This is a genomic window from Hydrogenophaga luteola (assembly GCF_042648585.1).
GTDB classification, from domain to species: Bacteria; Pseudomonadota; Gammaproteobacteria; order Burkholderiales; family Burkholderiaceae_C; genus Hydrogenophaga; species Hydrogenophaga luteola.
Window position 1 is genome coordinate 1,031,163 of the sequence record NZ_JBHRXX010000002.1, and the last position, 19,084, is coordinate 1,050,246.

20 protein-coding genes are annotated in these 19,084 nt (G+C 64.0%); 19 read left to right on the plus strand and 1 reads right to left on the minus strand.

What is annotated here, in order from left to right; translation table 11 throughout:
* Positions 1-94: 94 nt before the first annotated feature.
* From ndk to ACFOPI_RS08790, 19 genes are all read left to right on the plus strand, one after another.
* On the plus strand, positions 95-520 hold the full coding sequence (gene ndk / locus ACFOPI_RS08700; RefSeq protein WP_066154216.1) for a nucleoside-diphosphate kinase: 426 nt from the start codon (positions 95-97) through the stop codon (positions 518-520).
* 21 nt (positions 521-541) lie between these two features.
* Complete coding sequence (rlmN, locus tag ACFOPI_RS08705) at positions 542-1,669, plus strand: 23S rRNA (adenine(2503)-C(2))-methyltransferase RlmN (RefSeq protein ID WP_382172979.1); 1,128 nt, start codon at positions 542-544, stop codon at positions 1,667-1,669.
* A gap of 5 nt (positions 1,670-1,674) precedes the next feature.
* Positions 1,675-2,562: a type IV pilus biogenesis/stability protein PilW gene (pilW, locus tag ACFOPI_RS08710; protein WP_382172981.1), complete on the plus strand. Its 888-nt coding sequence runs from the start codon at positions 1,675-1,677 to the stop codon at positions 2,560-2,562.
* A gap of 7 nt (positions 2,563-2,569) precedes the next feature.
* Positions 2,570-3,448, plus strand: coding sequence for a helix-turn-helix domain-containing protein (locus ACFOPI_RS08715; RefSeq protein WP_382172983.1), 879 nt, complete (start codon positions 2,570-2,572; stop codon positions 3,446-3,448).
* Positions 3,449-3,450: 2 nt separating this feature from the next.
* Positions 3,451-4,743, plus strand: coding sequence for a flavodoxin-dependent (E)-4-hydroxy-3-methylbut-2-enyl-diphosphate synthase (gene ispG / locus ACFOPI_RS08720; protein ID WP_382172984.1), 1,293 nt, complete (start codon positions 3,451-3,453; stop codon positions 4,741-4,743).
* Between the two features lie 42 nt (positions 4,744-4,785).
* Positions 4,786-6,081: a histidine--tRNA ligase gene (gene hisS, locus ACFOPI_RS08725; protein WP_382172985.1), complete on the plus strand. Its 1,296-nt coding sequence runs from the start codon at positions 4,786-4,788 to the stop codon at positions 6,079-6,081.
* 59 nt (positions 6,082-6,140) lie between these two features.
* Entirely contained in the window at positions 6,141-6,812 is a 672-nt protein-coding gene (locus ACFOPI_RS08730) for a YfgM family protein (protein WP_382172987.1), read from the plus strand.
* Positions 6,809-7,951 (plus strand): outer membrane protein assembly factor BamB, encoded by a 1,143-nt coding sequence (gene bamB / locus ACFOPI_RS08735; protein WP_382172988.1) that lies wholly within the window; start codon positions 6,809-6,811, stop codon positions 7,949-7,951. The genes ACFOPI_RS08730 and bamB overlap by 4 nt, the downstream gene beginning before the upstream one ends.
* A gap of 45 nt (positions 7,952-7,996) precedes the next feature.
* Positions 7,997-9,331: a ribosome biogenesis GTPase Der gene (gene der, locus ACFOPI_RS08740; RefSeq protein WP_382172990.1), complete on the plus strand. Its 1,335-nt coding sequence runs from the start codon at positions 7,997-7,999 to the stop codon at positions 9,329-9,331.
* Between the two features lie 86 nt (positions 9,332-9,417).
* Positions 9,418-9,669 carry an RNA chaperone Hfq gene (gene hfq, locus ACFOPI_RS08745; protein WP_066154195.1) on the plus strand — a complete coding sequence of 84 codons (252 nt, stop codon included), beginning with the start codon at positions 9,418-9,420 and terminating at the stop codon, positions 9,667-9,669.
* Positions 9,666-10,844, plus strand: coding sequence for a GTPase HflX (gene hflX, locus ACFOPI_RS08750; RefSeq protein ID WP_449272016.1), 1,179 nt, complete (start codon positions 9,666-9,668; stop codon positions 10,842-10,844). Before hfq ends, hflX begins: the two co-directional genes overlap by 4 nt.
* Before the next feature lie 56 nt (positions 10,845-10,900).
* Entirely contained in the window at positions 10,901-12,241 is a 1,341-nt protein-coding gene (gene hflK / locus ACFOPI_RS08755; protein WP_382172992.1) for an FtsH protease activity modulator HflK, read from the plus strand.
* Positions 12,242-12,267: 26 nt separating this feature from the next.
* A complete protein-coding gene (gene hflC, locus ACFOPI_RS08760; protein ID WP_382172994.1) occupies positions 12,268-13,152 on the plus strand; it encodes a protease modulator HflC in 885 nt (294 codons plus the stop codon).
* Complete coding sequence (locus ACFOPI_RS08765; protein WP_382172995.1) at positions 13,153-13,350, plus strand: DUF2065 domain-containing protein; 198 nt, start codon at positions 13,153-13,155, stop codon at positions 13,348-13,350.
* A gap of 66 nt (positions 13,351-13,416) precedes the next feature.
* Positions 13,417-14,589 (plus strand): ATP phosphoribosyltransferase regulatory subunit, encoded by a 1,173-nt coding sequence (locus ACFOPI_RS08770; protein ID WP_382172996.1) that lies wholly within the window; start codon positions 13,417-13,419, stop codon positions 14,587-14,589.
* 13 nt (positions 14,590-14,602) lie between these two features.
* Positions 14,603-15,991, plus strand: a complete 1,389-nt coding sequence (locus ACFOPI_RS08775; protein WP_382172998.1) for an adenylosuccinate synthase — start codon at positions 14,603-14,605, stop codon at positions 15,989-15,991.
* Positions 15,992-16,046: 55 nt separating this feature from the next.
* The gene (locus tag ACFOPI_RS08780; protein WP_382173000.1) at positions 16,047-16,571 is read left to right on the plus strand and encodes a phosphoribosyltransferase; all 525 of its coding nucleotides are present in this window, start codon (positions 16,047-16,049) and stop codon (positions 16,569-16,571) included.
* Between the two features lie 5 nt (positions 16,572-16,576).
* Complete coding sequence (locus tag ACFOPI_RS08785) at positions 16,577-17,767, plus strand: PLP-dependent transferase (protein WP_382173001.1); 1,191 nt, start codon at positions 16,577-16,579, stop codon at positions 17,765-17,767.
* A gap of 33 nt (positions 17,768-17,800) precedes the next feature.
* Entirely contained in the window at positions 17,801-17,989 is a 189-nt protein-coding gene (locus ACFOPI_RS08790) for a hypothetical protein (protein ID WP_382173003.1), read from the plus strand.
* A gap of 4 nt (positions 17,990-17,993) precedes the next feature.
* On the opposite strand, the gene mnmH is transcribed toward ACFOPI_RS08790, so the two are convergent.
* Complete coding sequence (gene mnmH / locus ACFOPI_RS08795) at positions 17,994-19,079, minus strand: tRNA 2-selenouridine(34) synthase MnmH (protein WP_382173004.1); 1,086 nt, start codon at positions 19,077-19,079, stop codon at positions 17,994-17,996.
* Positions 19,080-19,084: the final 5 nt, after the last annotated feature.

Below are 19,084 nucleotides of genomic sequence, written 5' to 3' on the forward strand. Positions count from 1 at the left end.
GACATCAGGTGTATTGACATAGGGGCGATGTAGAATCAAAGGCTTTGCCGCAAGGCGCACGATTTCTATTTCACAACCTGCTCCAAGGACCATCATGGCCATCGAACGTACCCTCTCCATCATCAAGCCCGACGCCGTTGCCAAGAACGTCATCGGCCAGATCTATGCCCGTTTCGAAGCAGCTGGCCTGAAGGTGGTGGCCGCCCGGATGGCCCACCTCTCGCAGCGCGAAGCCGAGCAGTTCTACGCCGTGCACAAGGAGCGTCCGTTCTTCAAGGATCTGGTCAGCTTCATGATCTCCGGCCCTGTGATGATCCAGGTCCTGGAAGGCGAAGGGGCCATCCTCAAGAACCGTGACCTGATGGGCGCCACCGATCCCAAGAAGGCCGCCGCCGGCACCATCCGCGCCGACTTTGCCGACAGCATCGACGCCAACGCCGTGCACGGCTCTGACGCCCCCGAAACCGCTGCCGTGGAAGTGGCTTTCTTCTTCCCCGGCATGAACGTCTACTCGCGCTGATCGCGGGCGGACCATGCCATCATGACGGTCAACCTGCTCGACTTCGATCTCGAGGGCCTGACCGCCTTTTGCGAACAGCTGGGCGAAAAGCGCTTTCGCGCCGTCCAGCTGTTTCGCTGGATTCATCAGAAGGGGGCGTCGCGGTTTGACGAGATGAGCGATCTCGCCAAAAGCCTGCGTGAAAAGCTCCCATCGGTCTGTTCCATCTCCGGCCTGCCGGTGCTCTCGCGCCAGGACTCGGCCGACGGCACCATCAAGTGGCTGTTCGATGTGGGCGATGGCAACGCCGTCGAGACCGTGTTCATCCCCGAAGACGACCGCGGCACGCTGTGCGTGTCCTCCCAGGCGGGCTGTGCCGTGGGTTGCCGCTTTTGCTCCACCGGGCATCAGGGCTTCTCCCGCAATCTGACGACCGGAGAAATTCTCGCCCAGCTCTGGCATGCCGAGCACTTTCTGCGCCAGCACCTGAAATCGTCCGAGCGTGTGGTCACCAACGTGGTGATGATGGGCATGGGCGAGCCCCTGCAGAACTACAGCGCCCTGGTGCCGGCGTTGAGGGCGATGCTGGACGACCATGGCTACGGGCTTTCAAGGCGTCGCGTCACGGTATCGACGTCGGGCGTGGTGCCCATGATCGATCGTCTGGCCAAGGACTGCCCGGTGGCGCTGGCGGTGTCCCTTCATGCACCCAACGACCAACTGCGTGACGTGCTGGTTCCCATCAACCGCAAGTACCCGATTGCCGAGCTGCTGGACGCCTGCTTGCGCTATCTGCCGGCCGCGCCGCGCGACTTCATCACCTTCGAGTACTGCATGCTGGACGGGGTCAATGACCAGCCCGAACACGCCGCGCAATTGTTGGACCTGGTGCGGCATCACGGCGGTCAGGGTGTGCCGTGCAAATTCAACCTGATACCCTTCAACCCGTTTCCCGACTCCGGCCTGAAGTGTTCGCCGCGTCCTGTGGTGCAGGCGTTCGCCAGGACCCTCAGTGAGGCTGGCATCGTGACCACCGTGCGAAAGACGCGTGGTGACGACATCGATGCCGCCTGCGGCCAGCTGGCCGGAGACGTGATGGACCGAACCCAGGTCGCCAGGCGGATCGCCGCGGCCCAACCCATCCGATTTGTGCACCCAGCCAAGGAATGACAGGCATGACCGACTTCAGCGCGCGATCAGAGACTCTGCCCGTACCGGCCCCGCAGGTTGGTCGGTCTGCATGGCTGGTTCGTGCTCTGGGGATGCTCCTGCTGCTGGGAGTCTTGTCGGGCCTGGGGGGCTGCGCTGCCACGGCCACGTCAGGAGGTCCCAACGCCAACGCCAACGCGGGTACAGGTACCGAGCCCATCACAGAATCGGATGAGCCCGAGGGGCGCAAGCGAGCAAGGCTGCGGTTGGAGCTGGCGGCGGGCTATTTCGAGCAGGGACAGACCTCAGTGGCCCTCGACCAGATCAAGCAGTCCCTGGCAGCCGACCCCAGCTTCGGGCCTGCTTATTCGCTGCGCGGGCTGGTGTACATGAGGTTGAACGAGCCGGCGCTGGCAGAAGAGAGCTTCCGTCGTGCATTGCAGATCAATCCGCGCGACGCCGATGCCATGCACAACTACGGCGTGTTTCTCTGTCAGCGGCAGCGGTACGCCGAGGGCGTGCAACTGTTCCGCAGCGCGTTGTCCAATCCCTTGTACGTCAACCAGGCCAAGACCCTGATGATGCAGGGTACCTGCCAGTTGCGCATGGGGCAGGCTGCCGAGGCGGAAGCCAGCTTCGCACGGTCGTACGAACTCGATCCGGCCAATCCCTTCGTGGGATACAACCTCGCGAATCTGGAATATCTCAGGGGCGAATTCACCAAGGCGCAGTTTGTGATCCGTCGCATCAACAACTCCGAACAGGCCAACTCCGAGACCCTGTGGCTCGGTATCAAGATTGAGCGCAGGCTCAACAACGTCCAGGTGGTTGAGCAACTGGCCCAGCAGCTGCAGCGCCGGTTCCCTCGCTCCAAGGAGTGGGCGTCCTACCAGCGAGGGGCTTTCAATGAGTGAGGCGTCCATGTCCCAGGATGCGACCTGGATGCGGCCGGTGCTGCTGCAGCAGTCGAGAGAGGCGGCCGGCCTGCACATTGCTGCGCTGGCGGCAGCGCTCAAGGTGCCTGTCAAAAAGCTGGAGGCGCTGGAGGCCGGGCGGTATGAGGAGTTGCCTGATCTGACATTTGCCCGGGCGCTCGCGTCCAGCGCCTGCCGGCATCTGAAGGTCGACCCAGGGCCCGTGCTGGAACAGATTCCTTTCGGCCGTACACCTGCCCTCGGCGATACGCCGAACACCATCAACGCACCCTTCAAGCCTGCCCAGGAGGGTGCGACAACTCCCTCTGTCGAGTGGCTGCGGAGGCCTGCTGTGCTGGCTTCGCTCCTGTTGGTGCTGGCCGCCGCAGGCCTGTTGTTGGCACCTGACTGGGGGCCAACGATTGATCAGTTCCGGCAAGTGACACCGCCTACAGGGGGCGCTGCGCCGGAACGGGTTGAGCCTGGACCAGAGGTGTCGTTGCCCCCTCCAGCGGCGACCGCTGAAACCTCAGCGGTTGGAACGCAGGCGGTTGCTGCGCCAGCCGACCCGGCGACGGCAGCGAGCCCTGCTGCTGCGCCGGCGCCCGACGCAGTTGCAGAGCAGACCAAGCCGGCGGATGTCGCTGACGCTGCGCTCTTGCGCATTCAGGCGGTCGGTGCATCGTGGGTTGAGGTGGTGGACGGCAAGGGCGTGTCCCAGGTGCAGCGCATGCTCAAACCTGGCGATTCGCTGGACTTTTCGGCTTCACCGCCTTACTCGGTGGTGGTCGGCCGGGCCGACGCGGTCCAGGTGACGGTGCGGGGCCAGAGTTTTGATGTGATGCCTCTCGCACGCAACAGCGTGGCGCGCTTCCAGGTGAAATGACCATGCTCACAGCCATCCCATCTGGTCGAGTACATCCCGCAGAGCCGCAGCCCATTGCCGTCAGCGCACCGCGTGTGCGGCACAGCCGCCCCGGCGTGGTGAGGTGGGGCGATCACGAGGTCTCTGTCGGTGGTGGTGCACCGGTGCGTGTGCAGTCCATGACCAACACCGACACCGCCGACGCCATCGGGACCGCCATTCAGGTCAAGGAGCTGGCGCTAGCAGGTTCTGAACTGGTGCGGATCACGGTCAATAACGACGAAGCGGCGCAGGCTGTACCGCACATCCGCGAGCAGCTGGACCGCATGGGCATCCATGTGCCGCTGATTGGTGACTTCCATTACAACGGCCATCGCCTGCTGACCGATCACCCGGCCTGTGCCGAGGCGCTGTCCAAGTACCGGATCAATCCAGGCAACGTAGGGCGCGGCGACAAGGGCGACCGGCAGTTCGCCCAGATGGTCGAGATTGCTGCCCGGCACGACAAGGCGATCCGCATCGGCGTGAACTGGGGCAGCCTGGATCAGGACCTGCTGGCCCGTCTGATGGACGACAACGCGCGCCGGGCCGAACCGTGGGATGCGCGCCAAGTGATGTATGAGGCGCTGATCACGTCGGCGCTCGAATCGGCCCAGCGTGCCGAGGAGATCGGCCTGAATCGCAACAACATCATGCTGTCCTGCAAGGTGTCGGGGGTGCAGGATCTGATTGCGGTGTATCAGGAACTGGCGCGCCGCACCGACCATGTGCTGCATCTGGGCCTGACCGAGGCCGGCATGGGGGTGAAAGGCAGCGTGGCCTCCACCGCGGCGCTGTCTGTTTTGCTGCAGCAGGGCATCGGCGACACCATCCGTGTGTCGCTGACTCCGCAGCCTGGTGAGGCACGGACGCAGGAAGTCGTGGTGGCCTCCGAGATTCTTCAGGCACTGGGCCTGCGCACGTTCGTGCCCAGCGTCACGGCCTGTCCGGGTTGCGGCCGCACCACAAGTACCACTTTCCAGGAACTGGCCAAGCAGATCGACGATTTCCTGCGGGCCTCGATGCCGGTCTGGCGCGCACTTTACCCGGGCGTGGAGAACATGAAGGTCGCCGTGATGGGCTGTATCGTCAATGGCCCGGGCGAAAGCAAACACGCCGACATCGGCATCAGCCTGCCCGGAACCGGTGAGGCGCCTGCAGCGCCGGTGTTCATCGACGGCCAGAAGGCGATGACCTTGCGGGGCGAAGCCATCGCCATCGAGTTCCAGCAGATCGTCGAAAACTACATCCAGAAGCGGTTCGGCGCCGCCGCCTGAGCCGACGGCAGCACGTGCCGCCCCACATTGCGAAGCAGATCCATGGCAGAGAAACTGAGCGCCGTCAAAGGCATGAACGACATTGCACCTCCGGTGTCCGCGCACTGGGAGTGGCTGGAGGACACACTGCGGTCGCTGATGCGCCGCTACGGCTACCGCAATGTGCGCACCCCCATCGTGGAGCCGACGGCCCTGTTCATACGGGGCCTTGGCGAGGTCACCGACATCGTTGAGAAGGAGATGTACTCCTTCGAAGATCGCCTCAATGGCGAGCAGCTGACCCTGCGCCCGGAAAACACTGCGGGTGTGGTGCGTGCCGCGGTCGAGCACTCGATGCTCTACGACGGCGGCAAGCGCCTTTACTACATGGGTCCGATGTTCCGTCACGAGCGCCCTCAGCGCGGCCGCTACCGCCAGTTTCACCAGTTCGGTGCCGAGGCGCTCGGGTTTGCCGGGCCCGATGTCGACGTGGAGCTGATCGTGATGGCCTGCGACCTGTGGGCCGAGCTGGGTCTGGAGGGTATCGAGCTGGAGATCAACAGCCTCGGGCAGCCGGCCGAACGCCTGGCTCACCGACAGGCGCTCATCAGCTATCTGGAGGAGCACGCAGATCTGCTGGATGAGGACGCCCGACGCCGTCTGCACTCCAACCCTTTGCGCATCCTGGACACCAAAAACCCGGCGATGCAGGCGATGGTCAATGGTGCGCCCCACCTCATGGCCTTCCTGGGCGCCGAGTCCCTCGACCACTTCAACCGCCTGCGGGCGCTGCTGGATGCCCAGGGCATTGCTTACCGGATCAACCCGCGCCTGGTGCGCGGTATGGATTACTACAACCTCTCGGTGTTCGAGTTCGTGACCACCCAGCTCGGATCGCAGGGCACCGTGTGTGCCGGAGGGCGCTACGACGGCCTGTTCGAGCAGATCGGCGGCAAGCCGGCGCCGGCAGTGGGCTGGGCGCTGGGCATGGAGCGCATTCTGGAGCTGCTCAAGGAGCAGGGCAAGCTGCCCGTGCCCGCTGCGCCTGATGCCTACGCGGTGATTCCGGATGCAGCCGCCTTGTCGGTAGCCATGCCACTGCTGCGCCAGTTGCGCACCCTGCGAGTGTCGGTAGCGATGCATGCGGGGGGCGCCGAGGGCATGGGCAGCATGAAGTCCCAGTTCAAGAAGGCCGACGCGAGCGGCGCTCGCTATGCGCTGGTGTTTGGCTCCCAGGAGCTGGAGCAGGGCATGGTGGCGGTCAAGTCCCTGCGTGGTGACCGGGCCGCCGAGACTGGACAGCAGCTGCAGCCATTGGCGGATGTGGCCGCTTGGGGGCCGGGACTGCGCGGCGCCTGACCGGGGCTGGAGCCCGACCCCACCACCTACAATCCGACCACTTCAACCAAACGACAGCCATGGCCACTCATTTAGACCTTGAAGAGCAGGAACAGATCGACCAGCTCAAGCACTTCTGGGCGCAGTACGGCAACCTGATCACGTGGGCACTGATCGTGGTGCTCGGCGGGTTTGCTGCCTGGAATGGCTGGAACTGGTGGCAGCGCAATCAATCGATCAAGGCGGCGGCGCTGTACGACGAAATCGAACGAGCTGCCGATGCGCGCGACGCCGAAAAAATCGAGCGCGCGCTGGCTGACATGAAGGACAAGTTCGGTGGCACCAGTTTCGCCGCGCAGGGGGCCATGCTTGCTGCTCAGAGCCTGTTCGAGGCAGGCAAGCCCGATGGGGCCAAAGCCGCTTTGTCCTGGGCGGCTGACAGTAGCGCTGATGACTCCTACAAGGCGGTGGCGCGCCTGCGGCTGGCTGGGGTGCTTCTGCAGGCCCAGGCCTACGACGAGGCGCTGAAGGCGCTGGAGGCGCCGATGCCCGAGGCCTACGCCGCGCTTGCTGCCGACCGCCGGGGTGATGTGCTGATGGCGCAGGGCAAGGCCGACGAAGCCAAAGCCCAGTACCAGAAGGCATGGGACACCATGAGCGAGCGCACTGAGTATCGACAGCTGGTGCAAGTCAAGCTGGCAGCGCTGGGCGTGAACGTGTCGCCGTCCCCGGCGGGTGGGGTGGCGCAGTGAAGCCGGTGCCCCTGGGTTCTGTCATTGCGGTGAAGCGGCTGGCAGCGGCGGTCGCTCTGCTGGTGCTCGCTGCATGCTCATCAGGTCCGGCCAAGGTCAAGCCGGCCGAGTTGCCACCGCCGGCGAATCGTGCATCGGCACAGCTGATCTGGTCCACACAGGTGGGCGCATCGGCGCTCACGCTTGCGCCCTTTGCTCATCAGGGGCGGGTTTACCTGGCGGGTGGGTCTGGCACTGTGGCGGTGGTCGATGCCACTTCCGGCCGCGACGTCTGGAGGATGAACCTCAACACGCCTTTGTCGACCGGCGCTGGAAGCGATGGGGAGGTGGTCGCCGTGGTGACCCAGGGGCACCAGCTCGTGGCCATGGCGGAGGGACGGGAACTCTGGCGTGTGCAACTTCCCGCCGCCTCCTACACGTCACCTCTGGTCGCGGGCAGGCGGGTGTTTGTGTTGACGGCCGATCGCAGTGTGCTGGCATTCGACGGTCGCATTGGCGCGAAGTTGTGGACGCAAAGCCGCCCGGGTGAGCCCTTGGTGCTTCGGCAGGGTGGGGTCTTGTTGGCCGTGGGAGATACGCTGGTCGCTGGACTGTCGGGTCGGTTGGTGGGGCTGAATCCGGACAACGGGACTCCCCGGTGGGACGTTCCGGTGGCCAACTCCCGCGGCACCAACGAGGTGGAGCGTCTGGTGGACCTGGTCGGCCCTGTGAGCAGAGAGGGTGCCAGCGTGTGTGCGCGCGCGTACAACTCTTCGGTGGCCTGTGTGGACACCGCCACCGGTCGTTCCGTCTGGAACAAGACTGCACAGGGTGTGGTGGGCGTGCACGGGGACGCACAGTGGGTCGCCGGGACCGAATCGGATGGTCGGGTGCTGGTCTGGCAACGGGCCAACGGGGAAAAAGGCTGGGAGTTGGACCGCCTCAAGTTCCGGGATCTGACGGCCCCGCTGGTTCTGGGCAGGCTGTTGGTGGTGGGTGACCAGTCCGGCCAGGTGCACCTTCTGTCGACGGCGGATGGCAGCGAGCTCACCCGTCTCAGCACTGACGGATCGGCCGTGCTTGCCCAGCCGGTGCTGTCCGGTCCTGCGCTGGTGGTCCAGACTCGCAACGGCGGCGTGTTTGCCTGGCGCTCGCAATAAATTGTCCATTCGCCCTCTGGGTGAGCTGATCGAAAGCACCTGTTCGTGAAACCCGTGATCGCCCTGGTGGGGCGGCCCAATGTGGGCAAATCCACCCTGTTCAACCGGCTGACCGGTACCCGCGACGCCATCGTGGCCGACTTCGCGGGGCTGACGCGCGACCGCCACTACGGAAACGGGCATCTGGGCAAGCGCGAGTACATCGTCATCGACACCGGTGGCTTCGAGCCCGATGCCAGCGAGGGTATCTATCGCGAGATGGCCAAGCAGACCCGCCAGGCCGTGGCGGAGTCCGACGTGGTGTTGTTCGTTGTCGACGCGCGCGCTGGACTAAGTGCGCAGGACCATGAAATCGCGCAGTACCTGCGCCGCTTGGGCAAGCCCACCATTTTGGTGGCGAACAAGGCCGAAGGCATGACACAAGGTGTGCAGCTGGCCGAGTTCTTCGAGCTCGGGCAGGGAGAGGTGCTGCCGGTGTCGAGTGCCCACGGGCAGGGTGTGCGAGGCATGCTGGAGAAGGCATTGGACGCCATTCCAGGGTTCTCGGAGGACGACGAGGATGTGGCGGAGCCGGTGGACGGGGTGATCCGACTGGCGGTGGCTGGCCGACCCAATGTCGGCAAGTCGACCCTGATCAACGCTTGGCTGGGTGAAGAGCGTCTTGTGGCTTTCGACCTTCCAGGAACCACACGCGACGCGATTTCCGTGCCGTTCGAGCGCGACGGGAAGAAGTTCGAACTGATCGATACCGCCGGCTTGCGCCGCAAGGGCAGGGTGTTCGAGGCGATCGAAAAGTTCTCGGTCGTCAAGACCTTGCAGGCCATCGAAAGCGCCCATGTGGTGCTCCTGCTGCTCGATGCCACGCAGGGGGTGACCGATCAGGATGCCCACATCGCTGGATACATCCTCGAAAGTGGGAGGGCTGTGGTACTGGCGATCAACAAATGGGACGCTGTGGACAGCTACCAGCGTGAGCAGATCGAACGGCAGATCGAAACCCGGCTGGCGTTTCTCAAGTTTGCTTCCCTGCACTTGATTTCGGCGCGCAAGCGCCAGGGGCTTGGCCCTGTCTGGAAGTCCATCGTGCAGGCTCAGGCTTCGGCTATGCGCAAAATGCCGACGCCCATGCTGACCCGTCTGCTCCAGGAGGCGGTGGCCTTTCAGTCGCCTCAGAAGGTGGGCATGTACCGGCCCAAAATGCGTTACGCCCACCAGGGTGGCATGAATCCGCCGGTGATCGTGATCCACGGCAACTCGCTGGAGCATGTGTCAGACGCCTACAAGCGTTTTCTGGAAGGGCGCTTCCGCAAGGCGTTCGATCTGGTCGGAACGCCGTTGCGGATCGAGTTCAAGACCTCTGACAATCCCTTCAAGGAATAGGTCCGCTCGGGCGTCTTCCTGCCCGCGCCACCGGTGTGGTATGGTGCGGCTCCTTATCCACTTCATTTTTGAACACGGAGCATATCGTGAGCAATAACAAAGGCCAGCTCTTGCAAGACCCCTTCCTGAACCAGTTGCGTCGGGAGCATGTGCCCGTTTCCATCTACTTGGTGAACGGGATCAAGCTGCAGGGGCAGATCGAATCGTTTGATCAGTATGTCGTTCTGCTTCGCAACACCGTGACCCAGATGGTGTACAAGCACGCGATTTCCACCATAGTTCCGGGTCGCCCGGTCCAGTTCTCCGCCGTCGGTGCGGACGAATCCTCCGGCTCTTGATCCCCTCGGGTACCACCGCACCGGCGCATCCGTCGGTTGTCCTTGTGGGGGTGGACTTCGGTCTGCCCCACTTCGATCACTCACTTGAAGAGCTCGGCCTGCTGGCGAAGACGGCAGGCTTTGCTGTTGCGGATCGTGTCACATGCAAGCGCAAGGCGCCGGACCCTGCATTGTTTGTTGGTTCTGGCAAGGCGGAAGAAATCAGGATGCTGGCACAGGCCACGGGTGCCAGTGAGGTGCTGTTCGACCAGGCCCTGAGTCCGGCCCAGCAGCGCAACCTCGAGCGGGCGCTCGGTCTGCCGGTCAATGACCGGACCCTGCTGATCCTTCAGATTTTTGCTCAGCGCGCCCGCAGCCACGAGGGCAAGCTCCAAGTGGAGCTGGCACGTCTTCAGTACCTCTCGACTCGTCTGGTCCGGCGCTGGACCCACTTGGAGCGCCAGAGCGGCGGCATTGGCATGCGGGGCGGTCCGGGTGAAACGCAGATCGAACTGGACCGCCGGATGATCGCCGACGCCATCAAGCGGACCAAGGACCGGCTGGAGAAAGTCAAAAAGCAGCGCGCGACCCAGCGCAGGCAGCGCGAGCGGCGCGATGCGTTTGCCATCTCGTTGGTGGGATACACCAACGCTGGCAAGTCCTCGATGTTCAATGCGCTGGTAAAAGCGCGCGCCTACGCCGCCGATCAGTTGTTCGCCACTCTGGACACCACCACTCGGCAGCTGTATCTCGGTGAAGCGGGGCGGTCGGTGTCGCTGTCGGACACGGTGGGCTTCATTCGCGACCTGCCACACGGGCTGGTGGATGCCTTCGCTGCGACGCTGCAGGAGGCGGCTGATGCCGATCTGCTGCTGCATGTGGTTGATGCATCCAACCCATCGCATCTGGAACAGATTGCATCGGTGCAAGGTGTCCTGCAGGACATCGGGGCAAGCGAGGTGCCACAGATACTGGTTTTCAACAAGCTCGATGCCATGGATCCGGCCAGTGCACCCCGTGTGCTGCAGGACGCTATGGAACTCGACGGCCAGAGCGTGCCTCGTATCTTCGTTAGCGCGCTGGCAGGTACGGGCTTGCCGGAGTTGAGGGCCTTGCTGGCTTCGATCGTGCTGGAGCGTGTCGCCGGCGGTGAGTCGCCCGCGGAAGATGTCCCCTCCGACGATCCGGCGCCCTGATTGGGCACAATGTGGTTTTGATCCGAAACAAGAGTTGACCATCCATGAATGTGAATATGGAATCCCCCTCCGGCCGTCCTGGTGCCGGGGGCCATCCGGGTTGGCGGGCGAAGCTGCTGGGTGTGTTCAACCTGAACGACCCCCGCTGGGGAAGAGGCGATGAGCCTCAGCGCGGCGACTCCGATCCCAAGCCCGGTGAAAAAGACGAGTTCCAGCCCCGTGGGCAGCGTCCCCAGGGTCCCAACCAGGGGCCGCCGGACCTGGACGAGCTCTGGCGCGACTTCAACCGCAAGCTGGGTGGTTTGCTGGGTGGAAAAGGCGGCGGGAATCGCGGTGGCAACGGTGGAGGCACTCCGGGCTTCAACCCAAGCCCCAAGTCGGCTGGTATCGGCGCTGGCCTGATCGGTCTGGTGGCACTGCTGATATGGCTGGGTACAGGCTTCTTCATCGTGCAGGAAGGCCAGCAGGCGGTCATCACGCGTTTCGGCAAGTACAGCAACACGGTGGGGGCAGGTATCAGCTGGCGCATGCCGTACCCAATTGAGCGCCATGAGACAGTGGCAGTAACCCAGTTGCGTTCCGTGGACGTGGGGCGCGACGCCATCGTGCCTGCCACCGGCCTGCGGGAGTCGTCCATGCTGACCGCCGACGAGAACATTGTCGACATCAAGCTGGTCGTGCAGTTCCGCCTCAGCGATGCCCGGGCCTACCTGTTCGAAAGCCGCGATCCGGAGTCTGCGGTGGTGAAGGCCGCTGAAACTGCGGTTCGCGAGGTGGTCGGCAAGATGAAGATGGACGCCGCACTGGTCGAAGAGCGTGACCAGATCGCTCCAAGGGTGCGAACGCTGATGCAAACCATCCTGGACCGGTACAAGGTGGGTGTGGTGGTCGAAGGCGTCAACCTGACTCATGTGAGGCCACCCGAGCAGGTGCAGGCAGCCTTTGACGACGTGCTCAAGGCCAGTCAGGAGCGCGACCGAGCCAAAAATGAAGCCCAGGCCTATGCCAACGATGTCGTGCCGAGGGCCCGCGGCGCAGCCTCTCGACTGGCTGCAGAGGCGGAGGGCTACCGTGCGCGCATCGTCGGCCAGGCCGATGGTGATGCCCAGCGTTTCCGCGCCGTGCTGGCCGAGTACCAGAAGGCACCCCAGGTGACGCGCGACCGCATGTATCTCGATGCCATGTCCGACATCTACTCGAATGTCACCAAGGTGATGGTCGACAGCAAGGCGGGCTCGAACCTGTTGTACCTGCCGCTGGACAAGTTGATGCAGCAGGTTGCCCAGTCGCCCGCAGCATCCTCTGCGGCGACGCCTCCCGTGACCAGCTCGCCAGTACCGGCGCCTGCCACCACGAACAACAGCAATGCCCGCTCGCGCGAGCGTGAGAGCCGCTGAAGCAAGACGTCCGGAGATTTCGAGACATGAACAAGCTTGGATTTATCGTCACCTCGTTTTTGGTGGCTCTGGCGTTTCTCAGTGCCACCTTCTTCGTGGTGGACCAGCGGCAGTTTGGCGTGGTGTTCCAGCTGGGAGAGATCAAGAAGGTCGTGACCGAGCCGGGGCTGGGTTGGAAAATCCCGCTGGTCCAGAACGTGTCCTACATCGACAAGCGGCTGCTGACGCTGGAGAGCAGCGACGCTGAACCGACGCTGACGGCGGAAAAGCAGCGCGTGGTGATCGATTGGTATGTGCGTTGGCGCATCAGTGAGCCGCAGCAGTACATCCGCAACGTCGGATTGAATGAAAGCGCTGGCGCCCTGCAGCTGAACCGAGTGGTGCGCAACTCCTTCCAGCAAGAGGTCAACAAGCGCACGCTCAACGAGCTGCTGTCCAGCCGTCGTGAGGAGCTGATGGAGGACGTCAAGCGCGAGGTGTTGCGCGCGGTTGCTGGTGCTGAAAAGCCTTGGGGCATGGATGTGGTCGATGTGCGCATCACCCGCGTGGACTATGCAGAGAGCATCACCGCATCGGTCTACCAGCGCATGGAGACCGAGCGCAAACGGGTGGCCAACGAGCTGCGCTCCACCGGCTTTGCCGAGGGAGAGAAGATCCGCGCCGACGCTGACCGCCAGCGCGAAGTGATCTTGGCCGACGCCTACAAACAGGCGCAGGCGGTGAAGGGCGAGGGCGATGCCAAGGCAGCTGCGCTCTATGGTGAGGCGTTTGGCAGGGACCCGGCGTTCGCGCAGTTCTATCGCAGCTTGGAGGCCTACAAAGCCAGCTTTGCCGGCAAGTCGGACGTGATGGTGCTGGACCCGTCATCGGAGTTCTTCAAGGCCATGCGCGGCGCTCCGGCGTCTCGCTGAGTGGAGGCTTCGCTTTCTGATCTGTTCTGGCCTGCGCTGGCGCTGGTTCTGATCTTCGAAGGGCTGATGCCCTTTGTGGCGCCCCGGGTCTGGCGCCGTGTGTTTTCCGAGATGCTGCGCATGCGCGATGGGCAGATCCGCTTTTTTGGCCTGATCTGCCTCGGCTGCGGCGTGGCGCTCTGGTGGTGGGTGGCCTGATCGCGGTCGTCGGACTCTCGCGCTGCACCCGGTAAAATCGCGTTTTTAACAGCCCCTTCATTTCACATGTCTGCCTGGGTCCTCCCGGATCACATTGCCGATGTCCTGCCGTCCGAGGCTCGCCACATCGAGGAACTTCGCAGGGGCTTGCTGGACACCGCCCGTGGGTACGGCTACGAACTGGTGATGCCGCCAATGGTCGAGCATCTGGAGTCGCTGCTTACCGGCACCGGCGAGGCGCTGGACCTGATGACCTTCAAGCTGGTCGATCAGCTCTCTGGCCGCTCCCTGGGGTTGCGCGCCGACAGCACGCCGCAGGTTGCCCGCATTGATGCCCATCTGCTCAACCGGCAGGGCGTGGCTCGCCTGAGCTATTGCGGACCGGTGGTCCATACCCGGATCGACCGGCCGTTGGCCAGTCGCGAACCCTTGCAGTTTGGCGCCGAAATCTATGGCCATGCGGGTCTGGAGGCAGATCTCGAGGTGGTGGAACTGGCGCGTGCCTGCTTGCGCCACGCCGGCGTTCAGCGGCTGCAGCTCGATCTGGCAGATGTGCGTGTGATCGACGCCGTTCTGGCGCCGGTTCAGCTTCCCTCCGACACCGTGCGTGCAATCCACGCGGCCTTGGCTGGCAAGGACGTCCCCGGTTTGAGCGATCTGGCCCAATCCTTGCCAGAAACTGTGCGCAAGGACCTGATGGCGTTGCCAGGCCTGTTTGGTGACGCGACCGTGATCGCACGTGCCCGCACGGTTCTCACCGCCTCGGCGGCCTTGCTGGCGGCACTGGACGACCTGCAGTGGCTGGCAGACCACGCAGCCTCGCAGGACATGACGGTGTCGGTGGACCTGGCCGACCTGCGTGGCTACGCCTACTACACCGGCATGCGCTTTGCCGTGTTCGCCCACAACCCCCAAGGCGCTGCGATGGAGTTGGCGCGCGGTGGTCGTTATGACGAGGTGGGCGCCGTCTTTGGGCGCAAGCGCCCGGCGGTCGGCTTCAGCCTGGACCTCAAGGAACTGGTTGGTGCGGTGGAGCCGCGTCCTCTGGTGGCGGCCATCCGTTCGCCCTGGGGCATGGAGCCCGGTCTGCGAGAAGCTGTCGCTGAGCTGCGGGCCCAGGGCCACACCGTCGTCTGTGCCCTGCCGGGGCATGACCATGAAGTCAACGAGTTCCATTGTGACCGCGAGCTGGTGCCCGATCCGGCGCGCGCGGGTGCCTGGACAGTGAAATCCCTTTAACCGGAATCAAGCAATGAGCAAGAACAGCAGCGCCGCTTCTGCGGGACGCAACGTGGTGGTCGTGGGTACGCAGTGGGGCGATGAAGGCAAAGGTAAGCTCGTGGACTGGCTGACCGAGTCGGCACAAGGGGTCGTGCGTTTCCAGGGCGGTCACAACGCTGGCCACACGCTGGTGATCAATGGGGTGAAAACTGCTCTGCACCTGATTCCCAGCGGCATCATGCGTCCCGGCGTGAAGTGCTACATCGGCAACGGTGTGGTGCTTTCGGTGGGCAAGCTCTTTGAAGAAATCGCTGGACTGGAAAAGGCCGGCGTGGAAGTGCGCTCGCGCCTGCGGGTGAGCGAGGGTTGCCCGCTGATCCTTCCGTTCCATGCTGCGATCGACATTGCCCGCGAGGCCGCCAAGGTCAAGGCCGGCAACGAAAAAATCGGCACCACGGGCCGTGGCATCGGCCCGGCTTACGAGGACAAGATCGCCCGTCGCGCATTGCGCGTGATGGACCTCAAGTACCCCGAGCGCTTCGCAACCAAGCTCCGCGAGCTGCTGGCGCTGCACAACCATGTACTCAAGACCTTTCTCCACTCCGCCGAACTGGCCTGGGACGAGAAGATTGCGGGTTACATGAAGGACGGCGAAATCCAGTTCGATGCAGTTTTTGACGAGGCCATGCGCCAGGCGGAACTGATCAAGCCCATGATCGCCGATGTGTCCCGTGAACTCAACGAAGCCCACAAGGCGGGTGCCAACCTGCTGTTTGAAGGCGCCCAGGGCACGCTGCTGGACATCGATCACGGCACTTACCCGTTCGTGACATCGAGCAACTGTGTCGCCGGGAATGCGGCCGCTGGCTCGGGTGTTGGCCCTCAGATGCTGCACTACATGCTGGGCATCACCAAGGCCTATTGCACACGGGTGGGCGGCGGCCCCTTTCCGACAGAACTGGACTGGGACGTGCCTGGCACACCCGGGTACCACATGAGCACGGTGGGGGCCGAGAAGGGTGTGACCACGGGGCGCTCGCGCCGCTGCGGCTGGTTCGATGCCGCGCTGCTCAAGCGCTCGGCCCAGGTGAATGGTCTGACCGGCCTGTGCATCACCAAGCTGGACGTGCTCGACGGGCTGCACGAACTCAAGCTGTGCACCGGCTACGAGCTGGATGGCGAAACCATCGACATCCTGCCCGCTGGTGCCGATGAAATCTCGCGCTGCAAGCCGATCTATGAAACCCTGCCGGGCTGGACCGAAAGCTCGGTCGGCAAGACGCGTTATGAGGACTTGCCAGTCAATGCACAGCGCTACCTGGACCGTATCCAGGAGACCACCGGCGTGCCGATCCACGTGGTGTCGACCAGTCCGGACCGCGATCACACCATCCTGCTTCACCATCCGTTCAGTGCCTGAGCCTCGTTGCTCTGGTGCAGAATGACCCACCCGCGACCACGAACGGAAGACACGCATGCTCACCGAAGACGGCAAACACCTCTACGTCTCGTACGACGAGTATCACAACCTGATCGAGAAGCTGGCGCTCAAGGTCTACCAGTCCGGATGGGAGTTCGACACCATCCTGTGCCTGGCGCGTGGTGGCATGCGACCCGGGGACATCCTGTCGCGCATTTTTGATGTGCCGCTGGCGATCATGTCCACGAGCTCCTACCGCGCCAATGCAGGTACACAGCAGGGCAATCTCGACATCGCACGCTACATCACCACGCCCAGAGGCGAGATTGCAGGCAAGGTGCTGCTGGTTGACGATCTGGCCGATTCCGGTCACACGCTCAAGGCCGTGATCGACACCCTCAAGAACCACTACAAGCCGATCACAGAGCTGCGCAGCGCCGTGATCTGGACCAAGGCGGTGTCGGTGTTCACGCCCGACTATTCGGTCGAGTTCCTGCCGACCAACCCTTGGATCCATCAGCCGTTCGAGAGCTACGACAGCATGCGGCCGGCGCAGTTGCTGGAAAAGTGGAAGCTCTGATTTCGATGTCAGACCTCTCCACCCGACTGATCCACCATCCTTACCGCCCTCCCGAGGGCTTTGACGCCGTTGCGCCCGGTGTGCACAAGGCGTCGACCGTGCTGTTCAAGGACGTGCACGCCCTGCGCACGCAGGAATGGGCCGACAAGAGCGGCTACACCTACGGGCTGCACGGTACGCCGACCACGTTCACGCTGGAGGAGCGCATTGCCACCATTGAGGGCGGGCAGTACTGCGTGCTGGCGCCCAGCGGCCTGTCGGCACTGACCCTGGTCGACATGAGTTTCCTGCGCCAGGGCGATGAGGTGCTGCTGCCCGACAACGCCTATGGCCCAGGGAAGGCGTTTGCGGCTGGTGAGCTCTCGCATTGGGGCATCACCCACCGCTACTACGATCCGCTCGATCCAGCAGACTTGGCGAGCCGCCTCTCGCCGGCTACACGCCTGGTGTGGATCGAGGCGCCGGGTTCGATCACGCTGGAGTTCCCCGACGTTCCAGCGCTGACAGCGGTGGTGCGTGATGCCAGTCAGGGCAGGGCGGAGGGCCGCCACATCCTGACTGCGCTGGACAACACCTGGGGTGCCGGCATTGCATTTTGCCCGTTCGACCTGGGCGTCGATATCTCCATGCAGGCACTGACGAAGTACCCCAGCGGCGGCGCCGACGTGCTGATGGGCTCCGTGGTGACGCGCGATCACGCGCTGCACCATCAGTTGCTGATGTGCCACATGCGACTGGGGCTGGGTGTCAGCGGCAACGACACCGAGCTGGTGCTGCGGGGCCTGACCTCCATGTCGTTGCGCTACCAGGCACAGGACGCGACCACACGGGCGCTGGCCACCTGGATGCAGGGCCAGCCCGGCATCGTGCAGGTGCTGCATCCGGCGCTGCCGGGCTCCCCGGGGCATGAGGCGTGGGCACGCGACGCGAAGGCGGCCGCCTGCCTGTTCAGTGTAGTGTTTGACGAGCGCTTTTCCCAGTCCCAGATCGATGCCTTCTGTGACCGTCTGCAGCTGTTTCGGCCAGGCTGGAGCTGGGCGGGACCGATCAGCCTTTGTGCGCCGTACAACGTGCCTGCCATCCGCACCCGGCCTTGGGCGCACAAGGGTGGGCTGGTGCGGTTTGCCATCGGTCTCGAAAGCGCCGATGATCTCAGGGCCGACTTGGCCCAAGCCCTTGCGGCCCTTCACACCTGACCAATTCACCACCACAACCTCGGAAACATTCCCTTGGCCACACCCAACTACGGATACGAAAAACGCCAACGCGAACTCGCCAAGAAGCAGAAGAAAGAGGAGAAGCTGCGCAACAAGGCTGAGCGCAAGTCGCACGGCGATGGCGGCGCCGATGAGCAGGATGCCAGCCAAAGGCCAGAGGCCGGCGACGGCTCCGATTCCGGTCCGTCTTCCGCCAACTGAGCGGTCAGCCCCGGGCCTCGAGGGGCCGCGTGTCCGCCGGGCTCAGCAGGGCGCGCGCGGCGGCGCTCATCGCCTGGGCCGAGCCGGAGTGAAGGCTGCAAGTCACTGCCTGCGGATAGAGCGCGAAGTTGCGTTCGATTGAAGCCGCATACGTCGGGTCGTAGTGCGTCTTCAGCAGGTCCAGCACGACTTCCCGTGTGCGCCCGGCGCGCACTTTGTCGATCCACTCGCCGACCACCACCTTGCCGCGCAGTTCGGTCAGAGCCTCCAAGCGGCGGCAGAAGTGCTCGCTGTCCTTGATGAAAAAGTCGTAGTCTTCCATCAGCAGCGCCACGCGCTCTTCATCGGGTAGCCGGAGGTCGATGCAGGGACTGGCGCGCATGGCGTCGATGAGCGCGTCGGGCACCCGCAGGTTGCCCACCTTCTTGCTCTCGCTCTCGACGAACACCGGCCAGACCGGATCGAAGGCCTGCAGGGCTTCCCACACCAGGCTGTCGAAGCGTTTCTGGCTGGGCTGCTCCACGCCCGGAATGTGCCCGAGCACCGAACTGCGGTGACGGGCCAGACCTTCCAGGTCCAGCACCTGAGCACCTTCTGCCGCCAGCGCATGCAGCAGCCGGGTCTTTCCGCTGCCGGTGGGGCCGCAGACCACGCGGTAGTGCAGGCGCTGCGCCTGGGCGGGCAGGTCATCCACAAGTGCGGCGCGCCAGGCTTTGTAGCCCCCTTCGATCAGCGTGACCTGAAACCCGATTGCACCCAGAATGGTGGCCAGGGCGCCGCTGCGGTTGCCGCCTCGCCAGCAATAGACCAGTGGTTTCCAGCTCTTCGGCTTTTCCAGTACCTCGCGCTCGATGTGAGCAGCGATGTTGCGAGCGGCCAGCGCCGCGCCACGCTTTTTGGCCTCGAAGGCGTCGATCTGCTTGTACATGGTACCCACCAGGATGCGCTCGGCATTGTTCAGGCTGGGCCAATTGAGTGCTCCCGGCACGTGGTCGAGCGCATGCTCGTCTTCAGAGCGGGCGTCGATGATGGTGTCGAACTCGCCGAGGCGGTGCAGGGCTTCGGCGGCGGGCAGGGTGCGGACAGGCATCGGCC